Source organism: Alphaproteobacteria bacterium, from assembly GCA_024244705.1.
Lineage (GTDB): Bacteria > Pseudomonadota > Alphaproteobacteria > JAAEOK01 > JAAEOK01 > JAAEOK01.
Window position 1 is genome coordinate 183509 of sequence record JAAEOK010000033.1, and the last position, 17498, is coordinate 201006.

Below are 17498 nucleotides of genomic sequence, written 5' to 3' on the forward strand. Positions count from 1 at the left end.
ATACGACCCTGCAACGCCCGCCCACCGCTTCGTAGTCACGCCCCGGCGATCGCCACTTCGAATTCCCCCGCCAAGCCTCACCTCAACCGCTCGTCAAGCGCGGCGGCCACCCGCCCGACGACGGCGGCGCTGTCCTCGTCGGTACCTTGGCGGAACAGCCGCAGCGACGGGTACCAGGGGCTGTCGTCACGGTTGAGGAACCAGCGCCAGTAGGGCGCCTGGGGCAGCAGCGTCCAACACGGCACGCCGAGGGCGCCGGCCATATGGACGGTGCTGTTCGAGATCGAGACGACGAGGTCCATCGCCGCCACCTGGGCGGCGAAGGCGTCGAGGTCGCGCAGCGCATCGATTGTGTCGTCGTGATGGATGGCGATGCCCAAGGCGCGGGCGGCGGCCTCGCGCTCGGCGCGGCGGTCGCCGTATTGCAGGTCGAAGACGGCGATCCCGGGCCGGTCGAGGATCGGCCGCCAGTCGGCGAGCGCGGCATGGCGTTGCCCCCATTTTGGGTTGCGGCTGTACCACGAGATGCCGATACGAAGCCCCGAGGCCAGATTCGCATAGCGCCCGCGGAGGTCGGCGACGCGCGCCGGATCGGCGACCAGGAACGGCGACCCGAGGCGGAGCTCGTCGGGCCCACCGGCGAGGTGGCCGAACAGGCTGCCGGACGGAATCTGATAATCGATCGGGCGGGCGGCCAGGCCGGGATCGACGGCGCCGTCGACGCCGCGCGGATAGATATCGGCACCGGCAAAGGAGCGCGCGAACAGCGGCGCCAGGCGGGCCTCGGCCTCGACGGCGATCGCGGCCCCGCGCGCCATGAGTCCGGGGATCAGGCCGGCCATCATGATCTCGTCGCCGACGCCCTGTTCGCCCCACACCAGGATGGTCTTGCCGGCGAGATCCTGGCCGGTCCAGGGCGGCTGGGCGAAGGGCCGCCGCGACGATTGGAACCCCGCCGTCTTCCAACGCCACGCGTATTCGCGGCAGCCGTTTTCGAAGTCGCCGGTGAGCAGCAGGGTGGTGCCCAGGTTCAGGTGCGCCACGGCATCGTCGGGCACGATACTGACGCCGTCGCGATAGGCGTCGAGCGCGGCCGCGACGCGCCCCTGGTTGAGCAGCGCCGTGCCCAGGTTGATCCGGCTCGCCGCCGAGTCCGGATCGAGCGCGACGGCGCGGCGCGCGACCGCCTCGGCCATGTCCGGCGCGCCCTCTTCGAGGCGCAGATTGGCGATCGAGTTCAGGGTCTGGACGTCCCCCGGATCGGCGGCCAGGACGCGCTCGAACAGGCGGCCGGCGGTGTCATAGCGCCGCTCGCCCTGCATCAACGTCGCCAGGTTGGCCAGCGCTTCCTTGTATCCGGGACGGAGGCGGATCGCCCGGCGGTAGGCCCGCGCCGCCGCCGGCTTGGCGCCGAGCCGTTCCTCCATGTGGGCCAGATTGAAGTGGTGGCCGGCATCCTCCGGCGCATTGGCGGCGGCCTCGGCGAACGCGTCCCGTGCCGCGGCGAGGCTGTCGAGGCGAGCGAGAGCGATGCCGTGCCGCGCGGCAAACCCGGCGTCGGCGGGCACGATGCGCCGCGCCTCGGCGATGGCGGCGAGCGCCTCTTCGTGCCGCCCCATGGCGCCGAGGCAGGCCGCCAGTTGAGCCAGCACCGGCGCCTGCCCCGGTTGCAGCCGGAGCGCCGCCCGGTAGGCGACGACTGCCGCATCGAGATCGCCGAGAAGCCGCTGCGCCTCGGCCAGGTGGTGGTGGATGTCGGCGCGGCCGGGGGCCTGCCGCGCGGCCGCTTCGAGATGGGGCAGGGCGGCCGCCGCGTCGCCGTCTTGGAGAGCGATGGCACCGATCAAATTGTGCGCCTCGGCATCGTCCGGTGCTTCGGCGAGGGCGCGGCGATAGTGGTCGAGCGCGTCCGCGTGCCGCCCCGCGGCATGATGGCGACGGCCGTCGGTGATCAGCTTGGCGACATCGCGCGCGGCCGCCATTTTGGTTACACGACCGCCTGCTCGACCACCGGCGCGCCGGCGGCGATGCGGGTGTAGTCAAGCCGCGACAGATCAAGGCTCTGATAGGCGCCGTGGACGATACGTTCCATGGTCGCGCGGCCGACGGCGGGCGATTGCTGCAGGCCATGGCCGGAGAAACCGTTGGCGAAATAGAAGTTGGTCAGGTCGGGATGGGGGCCGAGCACCGCGTTCTGATCGAAGGTGTTGTAGGCGTAGTGCCCGGCCCAGGCGCGTCCCGGCTTGATCGCCTCGTAGGCCGGCACGCGGTGGGCGATCGACGGCCAGATGATGTCCTCGAACAACCAGTATTCGACCTCATGGTCGAGGCAGTCGGGGTCGCGGTCCGGCGGCGGCGAAACGCCGCAGATGAAGCTCGGTCCCTCGGGCCGGACATAGACGCCGTCGACATTGATCAGCAGCGGATGGTGCGGCAGCTCGGCGCGGCATTCGAAAACGAAGACCGAGCGCTTGCGCGGATGCACCGGGAGCTCGAGCCCGGCCATGGCGGCGACCTGGCCGGCACGGGGTCCGGCGGCGTTGACCACGACGCCGCAGCCGACCGGTCCTTCGGCGGCGAGCGCAACCGATTGCACGCGGCCGGATGCCATGGCCAGCGCGACCGCCTCGTCGGTGGCGTAGTCGGCGCCGAGCGCCCGCGCCTTGCGCCGGAACCCCCGGAGCAAGGCGTAGGGATCGAACCAGCCCTCGTTGGCCAGCCCGAGCGAACCGGCGGCGATGCCGTCGACGTTGAGCCAGGGAAAGCGCGCCGTGAGTTCGTCCGGATCGAGCAGGGCGACGGCGCAATCATGAGCGCGCTGAACCTCGTGGTTGCCGCGCAGGATCGGCAGCCCTTCGGGATCGGCCAAGAACAGAAAGCCACGCTCCTGGAAAGCGACTTCGGGGGCCTCGCCGTCGACGGTCAGGTGCGCGCCGATGTCCCTGAGGAAGGCAATGCCGAACTTGGAGATCTCGATGTTCTCGGAGGTCGAGAATTGCTGGCGGATCGAGCCCGCCGACAGGGTCGTCGAACAGCCGGCATAGGTCGGGTCGCGCTCGACCACCAGGACCGTTCCCGAAAAGGCGTCGGAGGCGGCGAGAAAGTAGGCAATCGCGCTGCCGATGACGCCGCCGCCGACGATGACCACGTCGTAGCTCTTCCGCACTGGCGCCTCCCGTTTGGACGGGAGCGAGTATAGTGATCTTGCGCGCGCCCTCCACCGTCTCGCTCGCCATGCCCCTATTGGCGCCTGGATGGCTTTCGGCTAGTGTCGCCCGGTTCCGCCAATAGAAGTTGCAGCAGGGGAAGAACAGGTCTTGCGCGGGTTGGTGCCGGTAACGCTGAGCTTGATCGCCGCGGCTTTTCTAGTCGCCGGTTGCGGATCCAATTCGGCGCCGCAACGTGGCGATGAGCTTGGCCCGCCCCAGGCGACGCTGCCGGACGTGACGCCGACGCTGTACGTATTGCCGGTCTACGGCACGGAGACGCAGTGGCACCTCAACGGCGAGGTCGCGCTCGAGTTGCAGCGTTACGACATCGCCGCCAGTACCCAAGGCGGCCACGGCGCGAGCTACGTTCTCTACAGCCTGGCCGAAGCGCAGCCGGTGGCGGCGGACCAGGTCGATGTCACCTTCTATTGGGATCTCGTCGAACCGCGGGGCGAATTGATCGGAACCGTCAGCCACACAGAAAACATGTCGATCGAGGAATGGCGGGGCCTGCCGCCGGACGTGCCGAAGATCGCCGTCGAGGCGGCGTCGCGAATCATCAATATCGTGCCCGGCGCGCGCTGGGACCCGACGGATCCGGCGGCGCGCGTGGCGGCGCGGGAGGAACGGCGCAAGCTCGAGGAGCGGCGGCGTCTCTACCGCAAGATGGCGTCGCGCGGCGGATTGGGCCCGCTGTCGAAGCGAATATTCGTCCGTGCCGAGCAGGAAGAACGCCGTAGCCGCGTCGCGGTCGCGCAGAAGCTGGCAGCAACCTCCGAGGATAGCGCCACCGAAACCGCGGACGATGCCGCCGACGCCGTTGTCGAAACCGATTCCGCCGCCGGCCCGTCCGGGGGCACGGTACAAGTCGCGGCGGCGGCCGCGGAAACCGGTGATCCCAACAGCGACGGCGGGGCCGATTCCGCGGCCACCGGCGATGACGGCCTGTGGGCCGAGCTCGGCACTTTTCCCGATGAAGCCGAGGCGCGGTCCTATTGGCTTCGGCTTCGTTTCCGGCACCCTCGGCTGTTCACCGATCGCCGGGTCCACCTGGCGCCGGTCCAAATGGCGGATCGCGGCACGTTCTATCGGGTCGATGCGGGGCCGTTCGCGGTGCCGGTCGAAGCGATGCAGTTCTGTCTCGAGCTCCAGGCCGCCGAGGTCGATTGCATGACCCGGACCCTCGCCGAGCCGCCGGCCGCGGTGGCTTCGGAGAGCGAAGATCATACCGAGGATCATGGCGACGATCGGAGTTCCGCGATCCGGACCGAAAATCTCGACTCTCCGGAAACCCCGACCCCATCGCCGACCAACGACTGACCGCGTATCATGGAAGAACCGCGGGACGAATCCGGGTGGTCCATCGATTCGGTGCGCGTGGTGGCGAGCTTCACCGTCATCACCATCATCAGCCAATTCTATCGTTCGGCGGTCGCCGTCATCGCGCCCGACCTTGCCGTCGAACTGTCGTTGTCACCGGAAGCGCTGGGCGCCGTCGGCGGTGGATTCTTCATCGGCATCGCGGCGATGCAGCTGCCGGTCGGCATTCTGCTCGATCGCTTCGGCGCGCGGCGGACGACCCCATTGCTCCTCGCATTGGCGGTCATCGGCGCGGTCGAGTTTTCGCAAGCGCACGGATTCTGGGGCCTGTTGTTCGGCCAGGTGTTGATCGGCATGGGCTGCGCCGGCGTTTTCATGGGCGCGCTGGTTACCATCTCCCGCTGGTTCCCGGTGCAGCGGTTCGCGATGGTCGGATCGTTCGTCGTCGCGATCAGCGGTATCGGGCTGCTGCTGTCGGCCACGCCTCTGGCCTGGGTGTCGGAACTGATCGGATGGCGCCATGCGTTTCTCCTGGTGGCCGCCGCCACGGCGTTGTTCGGCGCATTCGTCTTCATCCTTGCGCGCGACGCACCGCCGGACCACGACTACCACCGCCGGCCGCCGGAAAGCCTGGCCAGCACGATGCGGGGATTGCGGGAGATATTCCGCCACCACGACCTGCCCGCCCTGTTGGCGATCACCTTCGTCGCCTATGCCGCCGTCTTCGCGGTCCGCGGGCTGTGGGGCGGGCCCTACCTTTCCGACGTCCATGGACTCGGCCCGGTCGCCCGCGGCAACGTGCTGTTCTTTCTCTCGCTCGGAACCATCGGTGGGATACTCATCTTTGGCCCGCTTGACAGTTTCCTCGGCCGCCGCCGCATGCTGATACTCGGTGGCGCGACCCTGTCGGTCCTGATCCTAACCGCGCTCGCCCTGGCGCCGAGCCTGCCGATCGTTGTCGTCACCTTGCTGTTCGCCCTGCTTGGGGCGAGCGGCGCTTATTCGATGTCGCTGATCGCCCACGGCCGTGCGCTGTTCTCCGACCACCTCGTCGGCCGCGCGGTGACGGTGGTGAACTTCGCCAATTTTGTCGGCGTCGGCGTGATCCAGATCGTTTCCGGGGTGATCATCGGGCTCTTTCCCGAATCCGACGGACAACCGCCAGAGGCCGCGTATCGCGCGGTATTCGGCTTTATCGCCGTCGCCCTCGCGGTCGCCGCCATTCTCTACAGCAGGGCGCCGGAACCCGGGCACATCCGGCGAACGGAGGGCGACGCCCGGCTTTAGGGCGTTCCCCCGCCTTGCCTTCGGCGACGGCGGTTGCCAACATGGCCCGCGACGTAAGCGGGGCGGAACACGATGGAATTGGTCAGCGAGCAAAAATGCTTCGGCGGCGTGCAAGGCGTCTACCGCCACGCCTCGGCGGCGACCGGCACCGACATGCAGTTCGCCGTTTATCGGCCGCCCCAGGCGGAGCGGGGTCCGGTCCCCGTGCTGTGGTGGTTGTCGGGCCTGACCTGCACCGAAGACAATTTCACCGTCAAGGCGGGCGCGCAGCGGTCGGCGGCCGAACGCGGGGTGATGCTGGTGATGCCGGATACCAGTCCGCGCGGCGACGGCGTGCCCGATGACGACGCCTACGATTTCGGCCAGGGTGCGGGTTTCTATGTCGACGCCACGGAAGCCCCGTGGTCGGGGCACTTCAAGATGTACAGCTATGTCACCGAAGACCTGCCGGCGCTGATCTTCGATCGATTTCCGGGGGATCGCGCGCGGCAGGGTATTTTCGGCCATTCGATGGGCGGACACGGCGCGTTGACGATCGCCTTGCGCCACCCCGGGACCTACCGCTCGGTTTCCGCCTTTGCGCCGATCTCGGCGCCGACCCAGTGCCCCTGGGGCCGCAAGGCTTTCACCGGATACTTCGGCGGCCACGACGGCGACCGTCGCGAGCGCGCACGCGGACACGACGCGGTCGCGCTGATCGAGGACGGCGCGCGGTTCGATGCCACGATCCTGGTCGATCAGGGCGACGCCGATCCATTCCTCGACGAACAGCTGCGCCCCGAGCTTCTGCGGGCGGCCTGCGCGGCGGCGGCCCAGCCGCTGACCTATCGCCTGCAGCCCGGCTACGACCACTCCTACTTCTTTATCGCGACCTTCATCGCCGACCACATCGTCCACCACGCCGAAATGCTTTGCGATTAGCCCTGCCAGCCCGCGTCGTCGTCGGGGTTTCGCTCATCCTGACACTGACCGGCTGCCTGTCGTCCGAAAGCCGCGAAGCGGTTCGGGTATTGCGCGACATCGAAGCCGGGCCGGGGCCCAGCGACCTCAAGGCGGCGACGCCGTCGCCGACCCGCCGCACGATCTTCTTCGACATCGACGGCCGGCGGACCCCGGCGGACGTCTACGACCCCGGGCAGGCCGTCGGCGCCGAGCTGGTGCTTATTCCCGGCTTCACCCGTGCCGGCAAGGACGATCCCCGGGTCATCGATCTCGCCATGTCGCTGGCGCGGGCGCGCTTCGCGGTCCTCGTGCCCGACGTTCCGGGGTCACGCGATCTCCGCGTCAGCCGCCGCGACAGCCGGGTTGTCGCCGATGCCGTGCTTTATCTCGCGCGCGGCGAACAAACCGCAGTGCCGCTGGGCGTGGCGGCGATTTCCTACGCGGTCGGTCCGGCGGTCCTGGCCGCGCTGATGCCGGAGGCGGGTGACGCGATCGACTTCGTCGTCGGCGTCGGCGCCTATTACGACACCGCCGATATCATTACTTTCATGACCACGGGCGGCTATCGGGAGAGCGCGAGCGCTGATTGGCGCTTCGGCGACCCCTACCCGGCGAGCAAATGGATATTCCTTGCCGGCAACGCCGAGGCCCTCGAAAACCCATCGGACCGTGCCCTGCTGCGCCGCATCGCCGACCGCCGCACCGCCGATCCGGCGGCGCCGATCGGCGACCTCGAGAGCGGCCTGGGGCCCGACGGCCGTGCCCTCCTCGACCTGTTGCTCAACACCGACCCCGACCGCGCCGCCGCCCTGATCGCCGAGCTCCCGGCAAACGTCAGCCGTGAGATTTCATCGCTTTCCCTGGCGCCGCTCGATCTCACGCCGCTGGCGGGAAAATTGATCCTCATCCACGGCCTCGAGGATCGCATGATCCCCTATACCGAGAGCCGCGCGCTCGCCGCCGCAGTGGGTGAGGTCGAGCTTTTCCTGGTCGAGGATTTTTCCCACATCGATCCGCGGCCGGTGGGCTGGTTCGGGCAGCTCACCCTGATCGATGCCATGCAGGCCGTCCTCGCACGGCGCACGAATTCGTAGCCGGGCCCGTTTCCCGGTCAGGCCGACCGCCGGCGGTCGGCGGTGACCACCCGCTCGACCGGCAGGACGACGGTCGCGATCGTGCCCTCTCCCGGCTCGCTTTCGATTTGCAATGTACCTTGGTGGAGGTCGACCAGCAGCTTGACCAACGGCAATCCCAGACCGGTACCCTCGAGATTGTTCTCATGCGATTCGGCCCCCTGGACGAAGGGCGACATGACCAGCGGCAGGTCATCGGCCGCGATACCGATGCCGGTGTCGCTGACCTTGAGCATGAAGTCTCCGCCGTCCCGCTGCGACACCGCGACGATGACGCTGCCGCCACGCGGCGTGAACTTGACCGCATTGGCGACCAGATTGAGCACGATCTGACGAAGTCGGCCCTCATCGGCGTGGAGCATGGGCAGGTCGGGCGGAATGCGGACATAAAGATTCACCCCGCCGCTGCGCGCCCGCTCGGTCAGCAGACCGGCGCTGACGGCAATCGCCGCTCCGGCATCGAAGGTCTGCTCCCGCAGCTCGACGCTCCCGGATTCGATCTTCGAGAGGTCGAGAATATCCTCGATGAGCTGCAACAGGTGCTGGCCGCTCTCGTGGATCAATGCCGCGTACTGGACATACCGTTCGTCGCCGAGCCGGCCGAACATCTGGTCCGACATGATCTGCGAAAATCCGGCGATGGCGTTGAGCGGCGTCCGCAGCTCGTGGCTGATGTTGGCGAGGAATGCGGATTTGGCCCGGCTCGCCGATTCCGCCGCGTCGCGCGCGCGCCGCAACTCGTCGAGCAGCCCGCCGCGCTCGACCCGGAGCGACAACGTCTCCCGTATCGAGACATGGAGATTTATGGCGATCCAGGAGATCAGTAAGGCGAACAGCAGCATCAAGCCACCGGTGGCGATCTGCAGCCCGCTCCCGGTCGTGACTTGGAGCAGGCCGCCCGGCAACAACGCGGGAGCGATAAAAGCGAAGAAGGCCGGGAGATGCGCCGAACTCGCGGCGAGGGCGCCCGCCGACATGCCGACCACCACGGCGGCGATAACGATTTGATCGATCATCAAGCCCGGCACATAGAGAACGATACCGGTCAGTCCCCAAATGGCACCGTTCACGGCGGCACCGGTGACGAACAGGCGGCCCCACGCCTTCATCGCCGAATCCGGCGGCCGGGCGCGCTGGAATTGGACATAGATCGCGAATCGGCCGAGCGTCGCGGCGATGATCGCCGATGCCCAGTAGGTCAAGGCCTGCCGGTCGACGCTATCCCACAGAACGGCGACGAGAACGACGGCGACGGTCAAGTTGCCGGCGAGGATCGGCATAATCTGACGATAAAGCGTGCGGACCAACGCGGCCTCGACGCCGCGACCGGCTTTTTCGCCGGCGACGATTCTAATCGCAGGCGCCGGATCGAAGAAAGCCAACGGGCCGCCTTCGACTGGCCTGTGCGAAGCCGCCATGTCCTGTCACCCAACCCTTGCCTAGCCCCACCTAGAGGTAACGGAAATTTGTTAACAAATGCCCAAACGGCGGCGTTTCGGCCCGTGGCCCCGCCCACCCGTCTTGCGTTCCTCCTTTCGAAACTGGTATATGCCTATGATCAGGGAAACACTCGTTGGGTTCCGCAGCGTTGGGGAGGCAGGGCGTCGGAATCGAGGTTAGACTGCCCATGGCCGTGCTGGAAAAGCGGCTCGAAGTGACTGTGTTGGATTCGACCGGTGGCGACCTTTCCGAAGGTTCTGATCTGGTCACCCGCCTGTGTCGCCCCGACAAGGTACTGCCACCGAAATTCCTCTATGACGATCGTGGGCGCGAGCTTTACCAGCGGCTCGCGGCGGTCCCCGAATGTTACATGCCGCGCGCCGCCAAGGCCGTTCTGCGGGCCTTTTCGGGGGAGGTCGCGCGACTTACCGGGCCGATCGACATCATCGAGATCGGCGCCGACGATCTTGTCACCACCCGTCACATTCTCGACGCCTACCGTAAGCCGGGCCGGCCCCAGCTCTATATCCCGGTGACCTCGGACCAGGTGCGAACGCTCGATATCGCCCCCGGTCTGTTGCGCCAGTATCCCGACCTGACCATTCACGGCCTGTCCGGCGCCGGCGGCGCGGCATCCGCCGCCCTGCCGCCGCGCCAGGCCGAAGCACGCCTTGCCGTTTGCCTCGACAACACACTCGGCCTGCTGACCGCGGCCCAGAGCCAGGCCTTCCTCAAGAGCATGCGGCGCACGCTGCGAGCCGGCGACTGGTTTCTCGCCGGGGTCGATCTGGAAACCGACCCCGACATCATCGAGGCCGCCTACAACGACAGCGAAGGTTTGACCGCGGAGCTCAATCTCAACGCCCTCCATTTGATCAACCGCCGCTATGACGGCAGGATCGATATCGGCTGCTTCGCCCATCGCGCCCGGTTCAACGAAGAGGCGCAGCAGGTCGAGATGAGCCTGCGCAGTTTGGCGCGGCAGATGGTGTCGATTCCCGGCCTGGGATTCCAATTCGAACTGTTGGAAACCGAAGTCATACAGACCGAGGTCTCGCGCAAATTTACTTTGTCCCGGATCGATGCCGACTTCGTCGAGGCCGGGTTCTCTTTCGTCGACGCCTGGGCGGACGCGAAAGAGCTGTACGCGTTGTTCCTGTTCCGGGCCGAGTAGCCTTCCCGCAACCGACAAGGAATCGCCGCCCATGAGACTGTCCGGCAAGGCCGCGATCGTGACCGGCGCGGCGTCGGGGTTCGGCGCCGGAATCGCGCGCCGGTTCGCCGCCGAAGGCGCGGCGGTCGTCGTCGCCGACCTCAATGAAAGCGGCGCCCGGGCGGTCGCCGACGACATCGCGAACGGCGGCGGACGGGCCGTCGCCTGCGCCGCCGACGTCGCAAAGGACGGCGATGTCAGAGCCATGGTCGACACCGCGGTCGATGCCTTCGGCGGCCTCGATATCCTGGTCAACAACGCCGGCATTCCGCAGAAAAACGGGCCCATGCTCGACGTCGACGAAGCGACCTTCGACCGCATCTTCGCGGTCAACGTCAAGAGCATCTATCTGTCGGCGCTCCATGCCGTACCACTACTCCGCGCGCGCGGCGGCGGCGTCATTGTCAACACCGCGTCGACCGCCGGTATCCGCCCGCGGCCGGGGCTGGTCTGGTACAACGGCAGCAAGGGCGCGGTGGTCTCGCTGACCAAGGCAATGGCGATCGAGCTCGCCGGCGACAAGATCCGCGTCAACGCGCTCTGTCCGGTCGCCGGCGATACGCCGATGCTGGCCGATTTCATGGGCGGCGACACCCCGGAGAAACGGGCCCAGTTCATCGCCACCATTCCGCTCGGCCGCTTCTCGACGCCGGATGACCTAGCCAACGCCGCGCTGTTTCTCGCCTCCGACGAAGCGGTGTTCCTGACCGGCGTCGCCATGGAGGTCGACGGCGGCCGCACGATATAGACCGTCCCCAAAATTTCCGCTCCAGTTCCGGTTGGCGTCCGATTGCGCTGTCGGGCATGATGCGGGCTGGCGTTAGCGACCACGGGAGGGGCCCGCGATGAAGGTGAAATCCGCCGTGCTTTACGAAATGGGGCTGCCGGCGCCCTATGCCGACAGCCGGCCTCTCCATATCGAGGAGGTCGAGCTCGAAGGCCCGGGCGACGGCGAGGTGCTGGTCCGTGTCGGCGCCGCCGGGCTGTGTCATTCCGACCTTTCGGTCATCAACGGCACGCGTCCGCGGCCGATGCCGATGGCGATCGGCCATGAGGCGGCGGGCGTCGTCGAGGAGACCGGTCCGGGGGTCACCGATCTCAGTCCCGGCGACCATGTCGTGATGGTCTTCGTGCCGAGTTGCGGCCACTGCCTGCCGTGCATGGACGGGCGGCCGGCGCTGTGCGAGCCGGGCGCGGCGTCGAACGGCGCCGGGACATTGCTCGGCGGCGCGCGCCGGATCCGTTTGGCGGACAAGGAAATCAACCATCACGTGGGGGTGGCCGCGTTTTCGGAATACGTCACCGTCTCGCGGCGCTCGCTGATCAAGGTCGATTCCAGCCTGTCGCTCGACGAGGCCGCGCTGTTCGGCTGCGCGGTGCTGACCGGGGTCGGCGCGGTCGTCAACACGGCAACGGTGCCGGCCGGTGCCTCGGTCGCCGTGGCCGGCCTCGGCGGCGTCGGCCTCAACGCGCTGCTCGGCGCCCAGTTGGTCGCCGCCCGGCGCGTCGTCGCGATCGACATCCATGACGACAAGCTGGCGGTGGCACGCCAGCTCGGTGCCACCGACACCTTCAATGCGACCGCTGCCGATTGCGTCGAGCAGGTCCGCGAGGCGACCGGCGGCGGGGTCGATTACGCCTTCGAGATGGCGGGTTCGGTCAAGGCGATGGAGCTGTGCTATCGCATCACCCGGCGCGGCGGCACCACCGTCACCGCCGGGCTGCCCCACCCGGACAACAATTTCGAGATCCAGCACGTCAATCTGGTCGCCGAGGAGCGGACGGTGAAGGGCAGCTATATCGGCAGCTGCGTTCCGGGCCGCGACGTGCCGCGTTTCGTCGCGCTCTATCAGCAGGGCCGGCTGCCGGTCGACCGGCTGATGAGCGACAAGGTGGCATTCGACGGCCTCAACGCCGCCTTCGACCACCTCGCCAGCGGCCATACCGTGCGCCAGATCCTGGTTCCATAAAAATGGGATTATATACTTGATTACCTAAATTTCGTGAGGTAGTTATCTACCATTGCGTCTGGGGATTTGCTATGAGCCGCTCCACAATTAGCACCATACAGTTTTTCAAGTTATTCCCGGATGCCGAGGCGGCACGCATCTATATCGAAGGAAGACGGTGGCCGGAAGGGGCGGTTTGCCCGCGTTGCGGCGAGAAGGAGCGGGTGGCGACACGGAAAAGGGGTTACTATCGTTGTAACCCTTGCAGGCTGGACTTCACGATTCGTACCGGAACAATTTTCGAGCGGTCGCACGTCCCATTGCATAAATGGGTATTGACCATGTACCTGCTGATGACGGCGCGCCGGGGCATTTCCAGCCTGCAACTCAGCAAGGAGATTGGCGTCACGCAAAAGACAGCTTGGTTCATGCTCCAACGCATTCGCAGGGCGTGTGGCAACGATCTCTCGGTGCTGGGGCCCATCGTCGAAATCGACAAAGCATGCAATGACGGAAAGGAGAAAAACGAGAACACCAAAAAAAAGTTCCGCGCCGGTCGCGACGCGGTCGGCAAGACCTCGGTGGCTAGGATGGGTAACCGCGGGCGACATGGTGTCTATTGCCATGTCAGCGAAAAGCGCTTTCGTCTAAATCTTGGTGAATTCACAGTATTCCTGAAAGATCGCGATTTGATGTGGTGCACACTGGACAGTCTGGCGGGCTTGGTGACGGCGTCATTCGGCCAGCGTATCGCCCACCAGGAGTTGACGGCATGAGTGCGGACATCGCTGTCCTTGACACGATCACGGATGCGGTTCTCAGATACGACCCGAAGAAAAATCGACGCAAGCGGGCGGGGTTACAGGAACCACGCCCTGGATTTGAGATTTGCCTCGCGGACGCATTCACTTGGCTCAAGGAGCGCGCGCCGCAATCTGTGCACGCGATAGTAACGGACCCACCATACGGGCTCAAAGAGTATAGCGATGCCGAAAAGACCAAGTTGCGGCGCGGCCGAGGCGGCGTTTGGCGTATCCCCCCTGCGTTCGACGGTTGCAAGCGTTCGCCCGTCCCCCGATTCACCGTTTTGGACGAGACGGAGCACAATGCGCTGCGAGATTTCTTCGCAGATTTCGGTAAGCTCGCTTACGGAGCCCTTGTCCCTGGGGGTCATTTGATAGTCGCGACCAACCCCCTTCTGTCTCACTTGGTCTACCTACCCTTGATAGAAATGGGTTTTGAAAAGCGCGGCGAGGTGATCCGCCTAGTGCAGACACTTCGCGGCGGAGACCGGCCGAAGAACGCACACGAAGAATTCCGCGATGTGACTGTGATGCCTCGCTCGGCGTGGGAGCCTTGGGGACTGTTTAGGAAACCATGCGAGGGACGCGTGCAAGATAACCTCAGAAAATGGGGGACCGGCGGCTTGAGGCGAAAATCAAAGGATGATCCGTTCCTTGACGTGATCCGCTCGGCGCCCACACGGCCCGAAGAACGGAAGATCGCGGCGCATCCGTCACTCAAACCGCAAGCGTTCATGCGTGAGATCGTTCGCGCCGCTCTGCCGTTAGGCAAAGGCATCGTCCTTGACCCATTCATGGGCGCCGGCTCTACAATTGCGGCGGCACAGTCAATCGGCTACAAGAGCATCGGAATTGAGCATGATCCCGCATATTTCCGTATCGCAATGAAGGCAATCCCCGCTCTTGCCCAATTGAAGGTTAAGGGCGCATCATCGTCCCACGACTCGACGCGGGGGAAGGATGCCGCTGCCAAAAAATCTGTTGCCGGTTCACATCGAAAAGGCCGTTGACTACGTCGAGAAAGAGACGGCCGATCTTGTTGATATCTACCTTGAGCAGGCAAACGTCTTTAGCGCCATTGTTGGCATTTTTGGTGCGAAGGGACTGCACTCATTCAGCCCATACAAAAAGCACAAGCATCCCGACATCGCAGCGCAGAGGTTCCCGGACCTATCGTTGAACGGGGCGCTCAGCCCACCCCCAGATCAAGCGCTGGAGGTGAAGGGCAGTACGCGGCCCTGGGCTATCCAGTCTCACTACGACCATCCGGGCTGGTACGTTGTGTGGCGGTATCTCGTCGATCCTACCGAGACATACAAGGCGGGACGGCCTGTGATCGTCTGGCGCGTCGATGTCGTGTTCCTCACTAAACAAGATTGGAAGTATGAGAGAAGCAGCGCCGGGTCCGCGGGCGGCGGGCGAACACACACCTTCGGTGTGATCCAGCCCGCAAAGAAACTCAAGGGAGCCGCCGCGTACAGCCTTCCTGGCATAGCCATTAAGGGCGGCAAGCCAGTCATGGTATAGGTGGTCCAGTACCCTGGCCCCCATAAAAACCGGGGCCCATCAAGGGCCCCGGCGGTGCTACGCGATAGGTTCCCGAGAGCGCTAGTCGCGGCCGCCGAACAGCCGCAGCAGCATCAGGAACAGGTTGATGAAGTCGAGATAGAGGCGCAGCGCGCCCATCACGGCCTTTTTGGTCGCCGTTCCGGCCTCATCGCCCTCGTAATACATATTCTTGATCTGCTGGGTGTCGTAGGCGGTCAAGCCGGTAAAGACGAGGACGCCGATCACCGAGATCGCGAACTGCAAGGCGCTGCTCGCCAGGAACATGTTGACGACGGCCGCGATGATGATGCCGATCAGGCCCATGAACAGGAACGAGCCCCACCCGGAGAGGTCTTTCTTCGTCGTGTAGCCGTAGATGCTGAGCGCGGCGAAGGTGCCGGCGGTGATAAAGAAGACGCGGGCGATGCTGGTCTGCGTATAGGCAATGAAGATCGTCGATAACGCGATGCCCATGAGCGCCGCGTAAATCCAGTAGACCGCCTGGGCGGTCGACGGTTTCATCGAATTGATTCGGAAGCTGAGGAAAAACACCAGCGCCAGCGGCGCCAGGATCGCGACCCACATCAGCCCCGAGCCGAAAACCGCCTGCATGAGGGTCGGCGACGAGGAGAAGGCGAAGGCAACGATTCCGGTCAGCGCGAGGCCGGACGCCATGTAGTTGTAGACCCGAAGCATGTACGAACGCAGGCCTTCGTCGATGACGGCCTCGTCGCGTGTCCGGGTCAGGACGCTGGTCTGCGAACGGGGGTCGACCATTGCTGCAACTCCTGAAGGTTTTGAACTCCGGCCTAATATTGGCATTAATCGGCTATGATTCAACCGTGAATCGGGCCTTGGCGCGGTCACGATCGATAGCGATAGCGAACCATTTGACCGTTCTCACCTTATTGAAATTTAAGAATATTTCCTGATACGCCCGGCTCCGCCGCGAGGCCATGGTTAACCGACGGATGCCGACGCGAACTCGTCCAGGGCGGCGGCGACCTCGACAATCACCGCGTCCCAGTCGCCACCGCGCGGCTGGCGGAAGAGCCGCATTGTCGGATACCACGGCGTGTCGTCGCGCCCGGTCATCCACCGCCACTCCGCGACACGGGGCAGCAGCGTCCACACCGGGCGGCCGAGCGCGCCGGCCATGTGGACGGTGGTGTTGTCGATCGAGATCACCAGATCGCAGGCGGCCACGGCACTGGTGAAGGCGATCAGGTCGGGCTTGAAATCGACCCCGCTTTCCGCCTCGACGACAAAGCCTGCTTCCCGCGCCGCCGCCCGCTCTTCACTCGTATCGCCATATTGCAGATTAACGAAGCGCACGCCCGTTACCGCGCCGAGCGGCGCCAGGTCGGTGAGCGGGATGCTGCGCGGGCGGCCGGTCTTCGCGTTCTTGCTGTACCACGACAGACCGACGACGAAGCGATCGTCGGCGCGCGCCGGGACCGCGGCGGTGGGTTTCAAATAGGGCACCTCGGCCGGGATCGTCGCCACCGTCGTGCCCAGCAGATGGGGCAGGCTCATCAGCGGGGCGGCGCAGTCGAAGGTGGGTAAATTGTCGCCCTGCGGATTTCGAAAGGGATAGATCTCGGCGATGCCGCCGAAGGACGCGCTAGCGATCTCGCACAGCCGCGGATCGAGCTCGAACAGGATCCGCGCCTCGGGATGGGCCGCCGCCACCAGCGGCAGGTAGCGGCAAAACTGGACGACATCGCCGACCCCCTGTTCGCCATGGAGCAGGATCGTCCGGCTATCGAGCGCACCGCCGTCCCACAGCGGCGCCGAGAATTTCCGGCGGATGCCCGGGAAATCGTCGGCCTGCCAGCGCCATTCGTACTCGCGCCAGCCGTTCGCGAAATCGCCCCGGGAGAGCAGACAGAGACCGTAATTCCAGTGGGCCTCGGCGGTCTCGGGAGCCTGCGCCAGGGCCTCGCGGAGATGGGCCTCGGCGGTGTCGGTCCGGCCCTCGGCCATCGCCAAGCTGCCGAGATTGACCAGCGGCGCGACATTGCCGGGATCGGCGCGGCGCGACCGCTCGAAGGCCGACCGGGCATCGTCGAGGCGGTCGGCGACCAGCAGCACCGCCCCCAGATTGAGCAGGATAAGAGGGCCGTCCGGGGCCATCGCGGCCGCCCTTTCGAGGGCCCGGCAGGCGCCGTCGTGGTCGCCGAGCCGGCTCAGGATGAGCCCGAGATTGCTCAGCAGACGGGGCCGATCAGGATAGATCTCGTGCGCCTTGCGGTAGCAGTCCGCCGCCGCCGTGAGGTTGCCGCGGCCATGTTCCAGAACGCCGAGGTTGATGTACGGGTCGCCGTAGGTGGCGTCAGCCGCGATGGCCCGCCGAAAACAGGCGACGGCGGCGGCATTGTCGCCCCGTTTCTGTCGGATCAAGCCGAGATTGTTGAGCGCGTGCGCGAAGGCGGGGTCGATTTCGAGCGCCTGGCGATAGGCCGCCTCGGCGGCGTCGAGGGCGCCCCGTCCGGCTTCCAGAACACCGAGATTGTAGGCCGCTTCCTTGAATTGCGGATCCAGGCGCAACGCCTCATGCAGACTGTCGGCGGCGCCATCGGTATCGCCGCCGGCCCGCTGATCGGCCGCCCTCCGCACCAACGCAACGGCATCGGACTTCGCCACCCGTCTTA

At 65.9% G+C, this 17498-nt stretch carries 15 protein-coding genes; 10 read left to right on the top strand and 5 right to left on the bottom strand.

Features of this window, described 5'->3' with window-relative positions; translation table 11 throughout:
* Window positions 1-77: 77 nt before the first annotated feature.
* Window positions 78-1982: a tetratricopeptide repeat protein gene (locus tag GY791_04240; GenBank protein MCP4327631.1), complete on the bottom strand. Its 1905-nt coding sequence runs from the start codon at window positions 1980-1982 to the stop codon at window positions 78-80.
* 5 nt (window positions 1983-1987) lie between these two features.
* A complete protein-coding gene (locus GY791_04245; GenBank protein MCP4327632.1) occupies window positions 1988-3166 on the bottom strand; it encodes an FAD-binding oxidoreductase in 1179 nt (392 codons plus the stop codon).
* Window positions 3167-3317: 151 nt separating this feature from the next.
* On the opposite strand from GY791_04245, the gene GY791_04250 reads away from it, so the two are divergent.
* The 4 genes from GY791_04250 (at window position 3318) to GY791_04265 (ending at window position 7852) form a co-directional block, all read left to right on the top strand.
* The gene (locus GY791_04250; protein MCP4327633.1) at window positions 3318-4529 is read left to right on the top strand and encodes an SPOR domain-containing protein; all 1212 of its coding nucleotides are present in this window, start codon (window positions 3318-3320) and stop codon (window positions 4527-4529) included.
* Between the two features lie 9 nt (window positions 4530-4538).
* The gene (locus tag GY791_04255; GenBank protein ID MCP4327634.1) at window positions 4539-5816 is read left to right on the top strand and encodes an MFS transporter; all 1278 of its coding nucleotides are present in this window, start codon (window positions 4539-4541) and stop codon (window positions 5814-5816) included.
* Window positions 5817-5888: 72 nt separating this feature from the next.
* A complete protein-coding gene (fghA, locus tag GY791_04260) occupies window positions 5889-6737 on the top strand; it encodes an S-formylglutathione hydrolase (protein MCP4327635.1) in 849 nt (282 codons plus the stop codon).
* Window positions 6728-7852, top strand: coding sequence for an RNA methyltransferase (locus GY791_04265; GenBank protein MCP4327636.1), 1125 nt, complete (start codon window positions 6728-6730; stop codon window positions 7850-7852). The genes fghA and GY791_04265 overlap by 10 nt, the downstream gene beginning before the upstream one ends.
* 17 nt (window positions 7853-7869) lie before the next feature.
* Here the strand turns inward: GY791_04265 and GY791_04270 are convergent, their stop codons facing one another.
* Complete coding sequence (locus GY791_04270) at window positions 7870-9309, bottom strand: hypothetical protein (GenBank protein ID MCP4327637.1); 1440 nt, start codon at window positions 9307-9309, stop codon at window positions 7870-7872.
* A 209-nt stretch (window positions 9310-9518) separates the two neighbouring features.
* Between GY791_04270 and GY791_04275 the strand changes: the two genes are divergently transcribed.
* The 6 genes from GY791_04275 to GY791_04300 all read left to right on the top strand — a co-directional run bounded on the left by GY791_04275 (window position 9519) and on the right by GY791_04300 (window position 14823).
* Window positions 9519-10505 (top strand): L-histidine N(alpha)-methyltransferase, encoded by a 987-nt coding sequence (locus tag GY791_04275; GenBank protein ID MCP4327638.1) that lies wholly within the window; start codon window positions 9519-9521, stop codon window positions 10503-10505.
* A gap of 31 nt (window positions 10506-10536) precedes the next feature.
* Window positions 10537-11292: a glucose 1-dehydrogenase gene (locus GY791_04280; protein ID MCP4327639.1), complete on the top strand. Its 756-nt coding sequence runs from the start codon at window positions 10537-10539 to the stop codon at window positions 11290-11292.
* 97 nt (window positions 11293-11389) lie between these two features.
* Window positions 11390-12514 carry an alcohol dehydrogenase catalytic domain-containing protein gene (locus tag GY791_04285; GenBank protein ID MCP4327640.1) on the top strand — a complete coding sequence of 375 codons (1125 nt, stop codon included), beginning with the start codon at window positions 11390-11392 and terminating at the stop codon, window positions 12512-12514.
* A gap of 71 nt (window positions 12515-12585) precedes the next feature.
* On the top strand, window positions 12586-13269 hold the full coding sequence (locus GY791_04290) for a transposase (GenBank protein MCP4327641.1): 684 nt from the start codon (window positions 12586-12588) through the stop codon (window positions 13267-13269).
* Window positions 13266-14306, top strand: coding sequence for a site-specific DNA-methyltransferase (locus tag GY791_04295; GenBank protein ID MCP4327642.1), 1041 nt, complete (start codon window positions 13266-13268; stop codon window positions 14304-14306). The genes GY791_04290 and GY791_04295 overlap by 4 nt, the downstream gene beginning before the upstream one ends.
* Window positions 14257-14823 carry a hypothetical protein gene (locus tag GY791_04300; GenBank protein MCP4327643.1) on the top strand — a complete coding sequence of 189 codons (567 nt, stop codon included), beginning with the start codon at window positions 14257-14259 and terminating at the stop codon, window positions 14821-14823. Before GY791_04295 ends, GY791_04300 begins: the two co-directional genes overlap by 50 nt.
* 81 nt (window positions 14824-14904) lie before the next feature.
* On the opposite strand, the gene GY791_04305 is transcribed toward GY791_04300, so the two are convergent.
* Entirely contained in the window at window positions 14905-15621 is a 717-nt protein-coding gene (locus tag GY791_04305; protein MCP4327644.1) for a Bax inhibitor-1/YccA family protein, read from the bottom strand.
* 183 nt (window positions 15622-15804) lie between these two features.
* A complete protein-coding gene (locus tag GY791_04310) occupies window positions 15805-17490 on the bottom strand; it encodes a tetratricopeptide repeat protein (protein MCP4327645.1) in 1686 nt (561 codons plus the stop codon).
* Window positions 17491-17498: the final 8 nt, after the last annotated feature.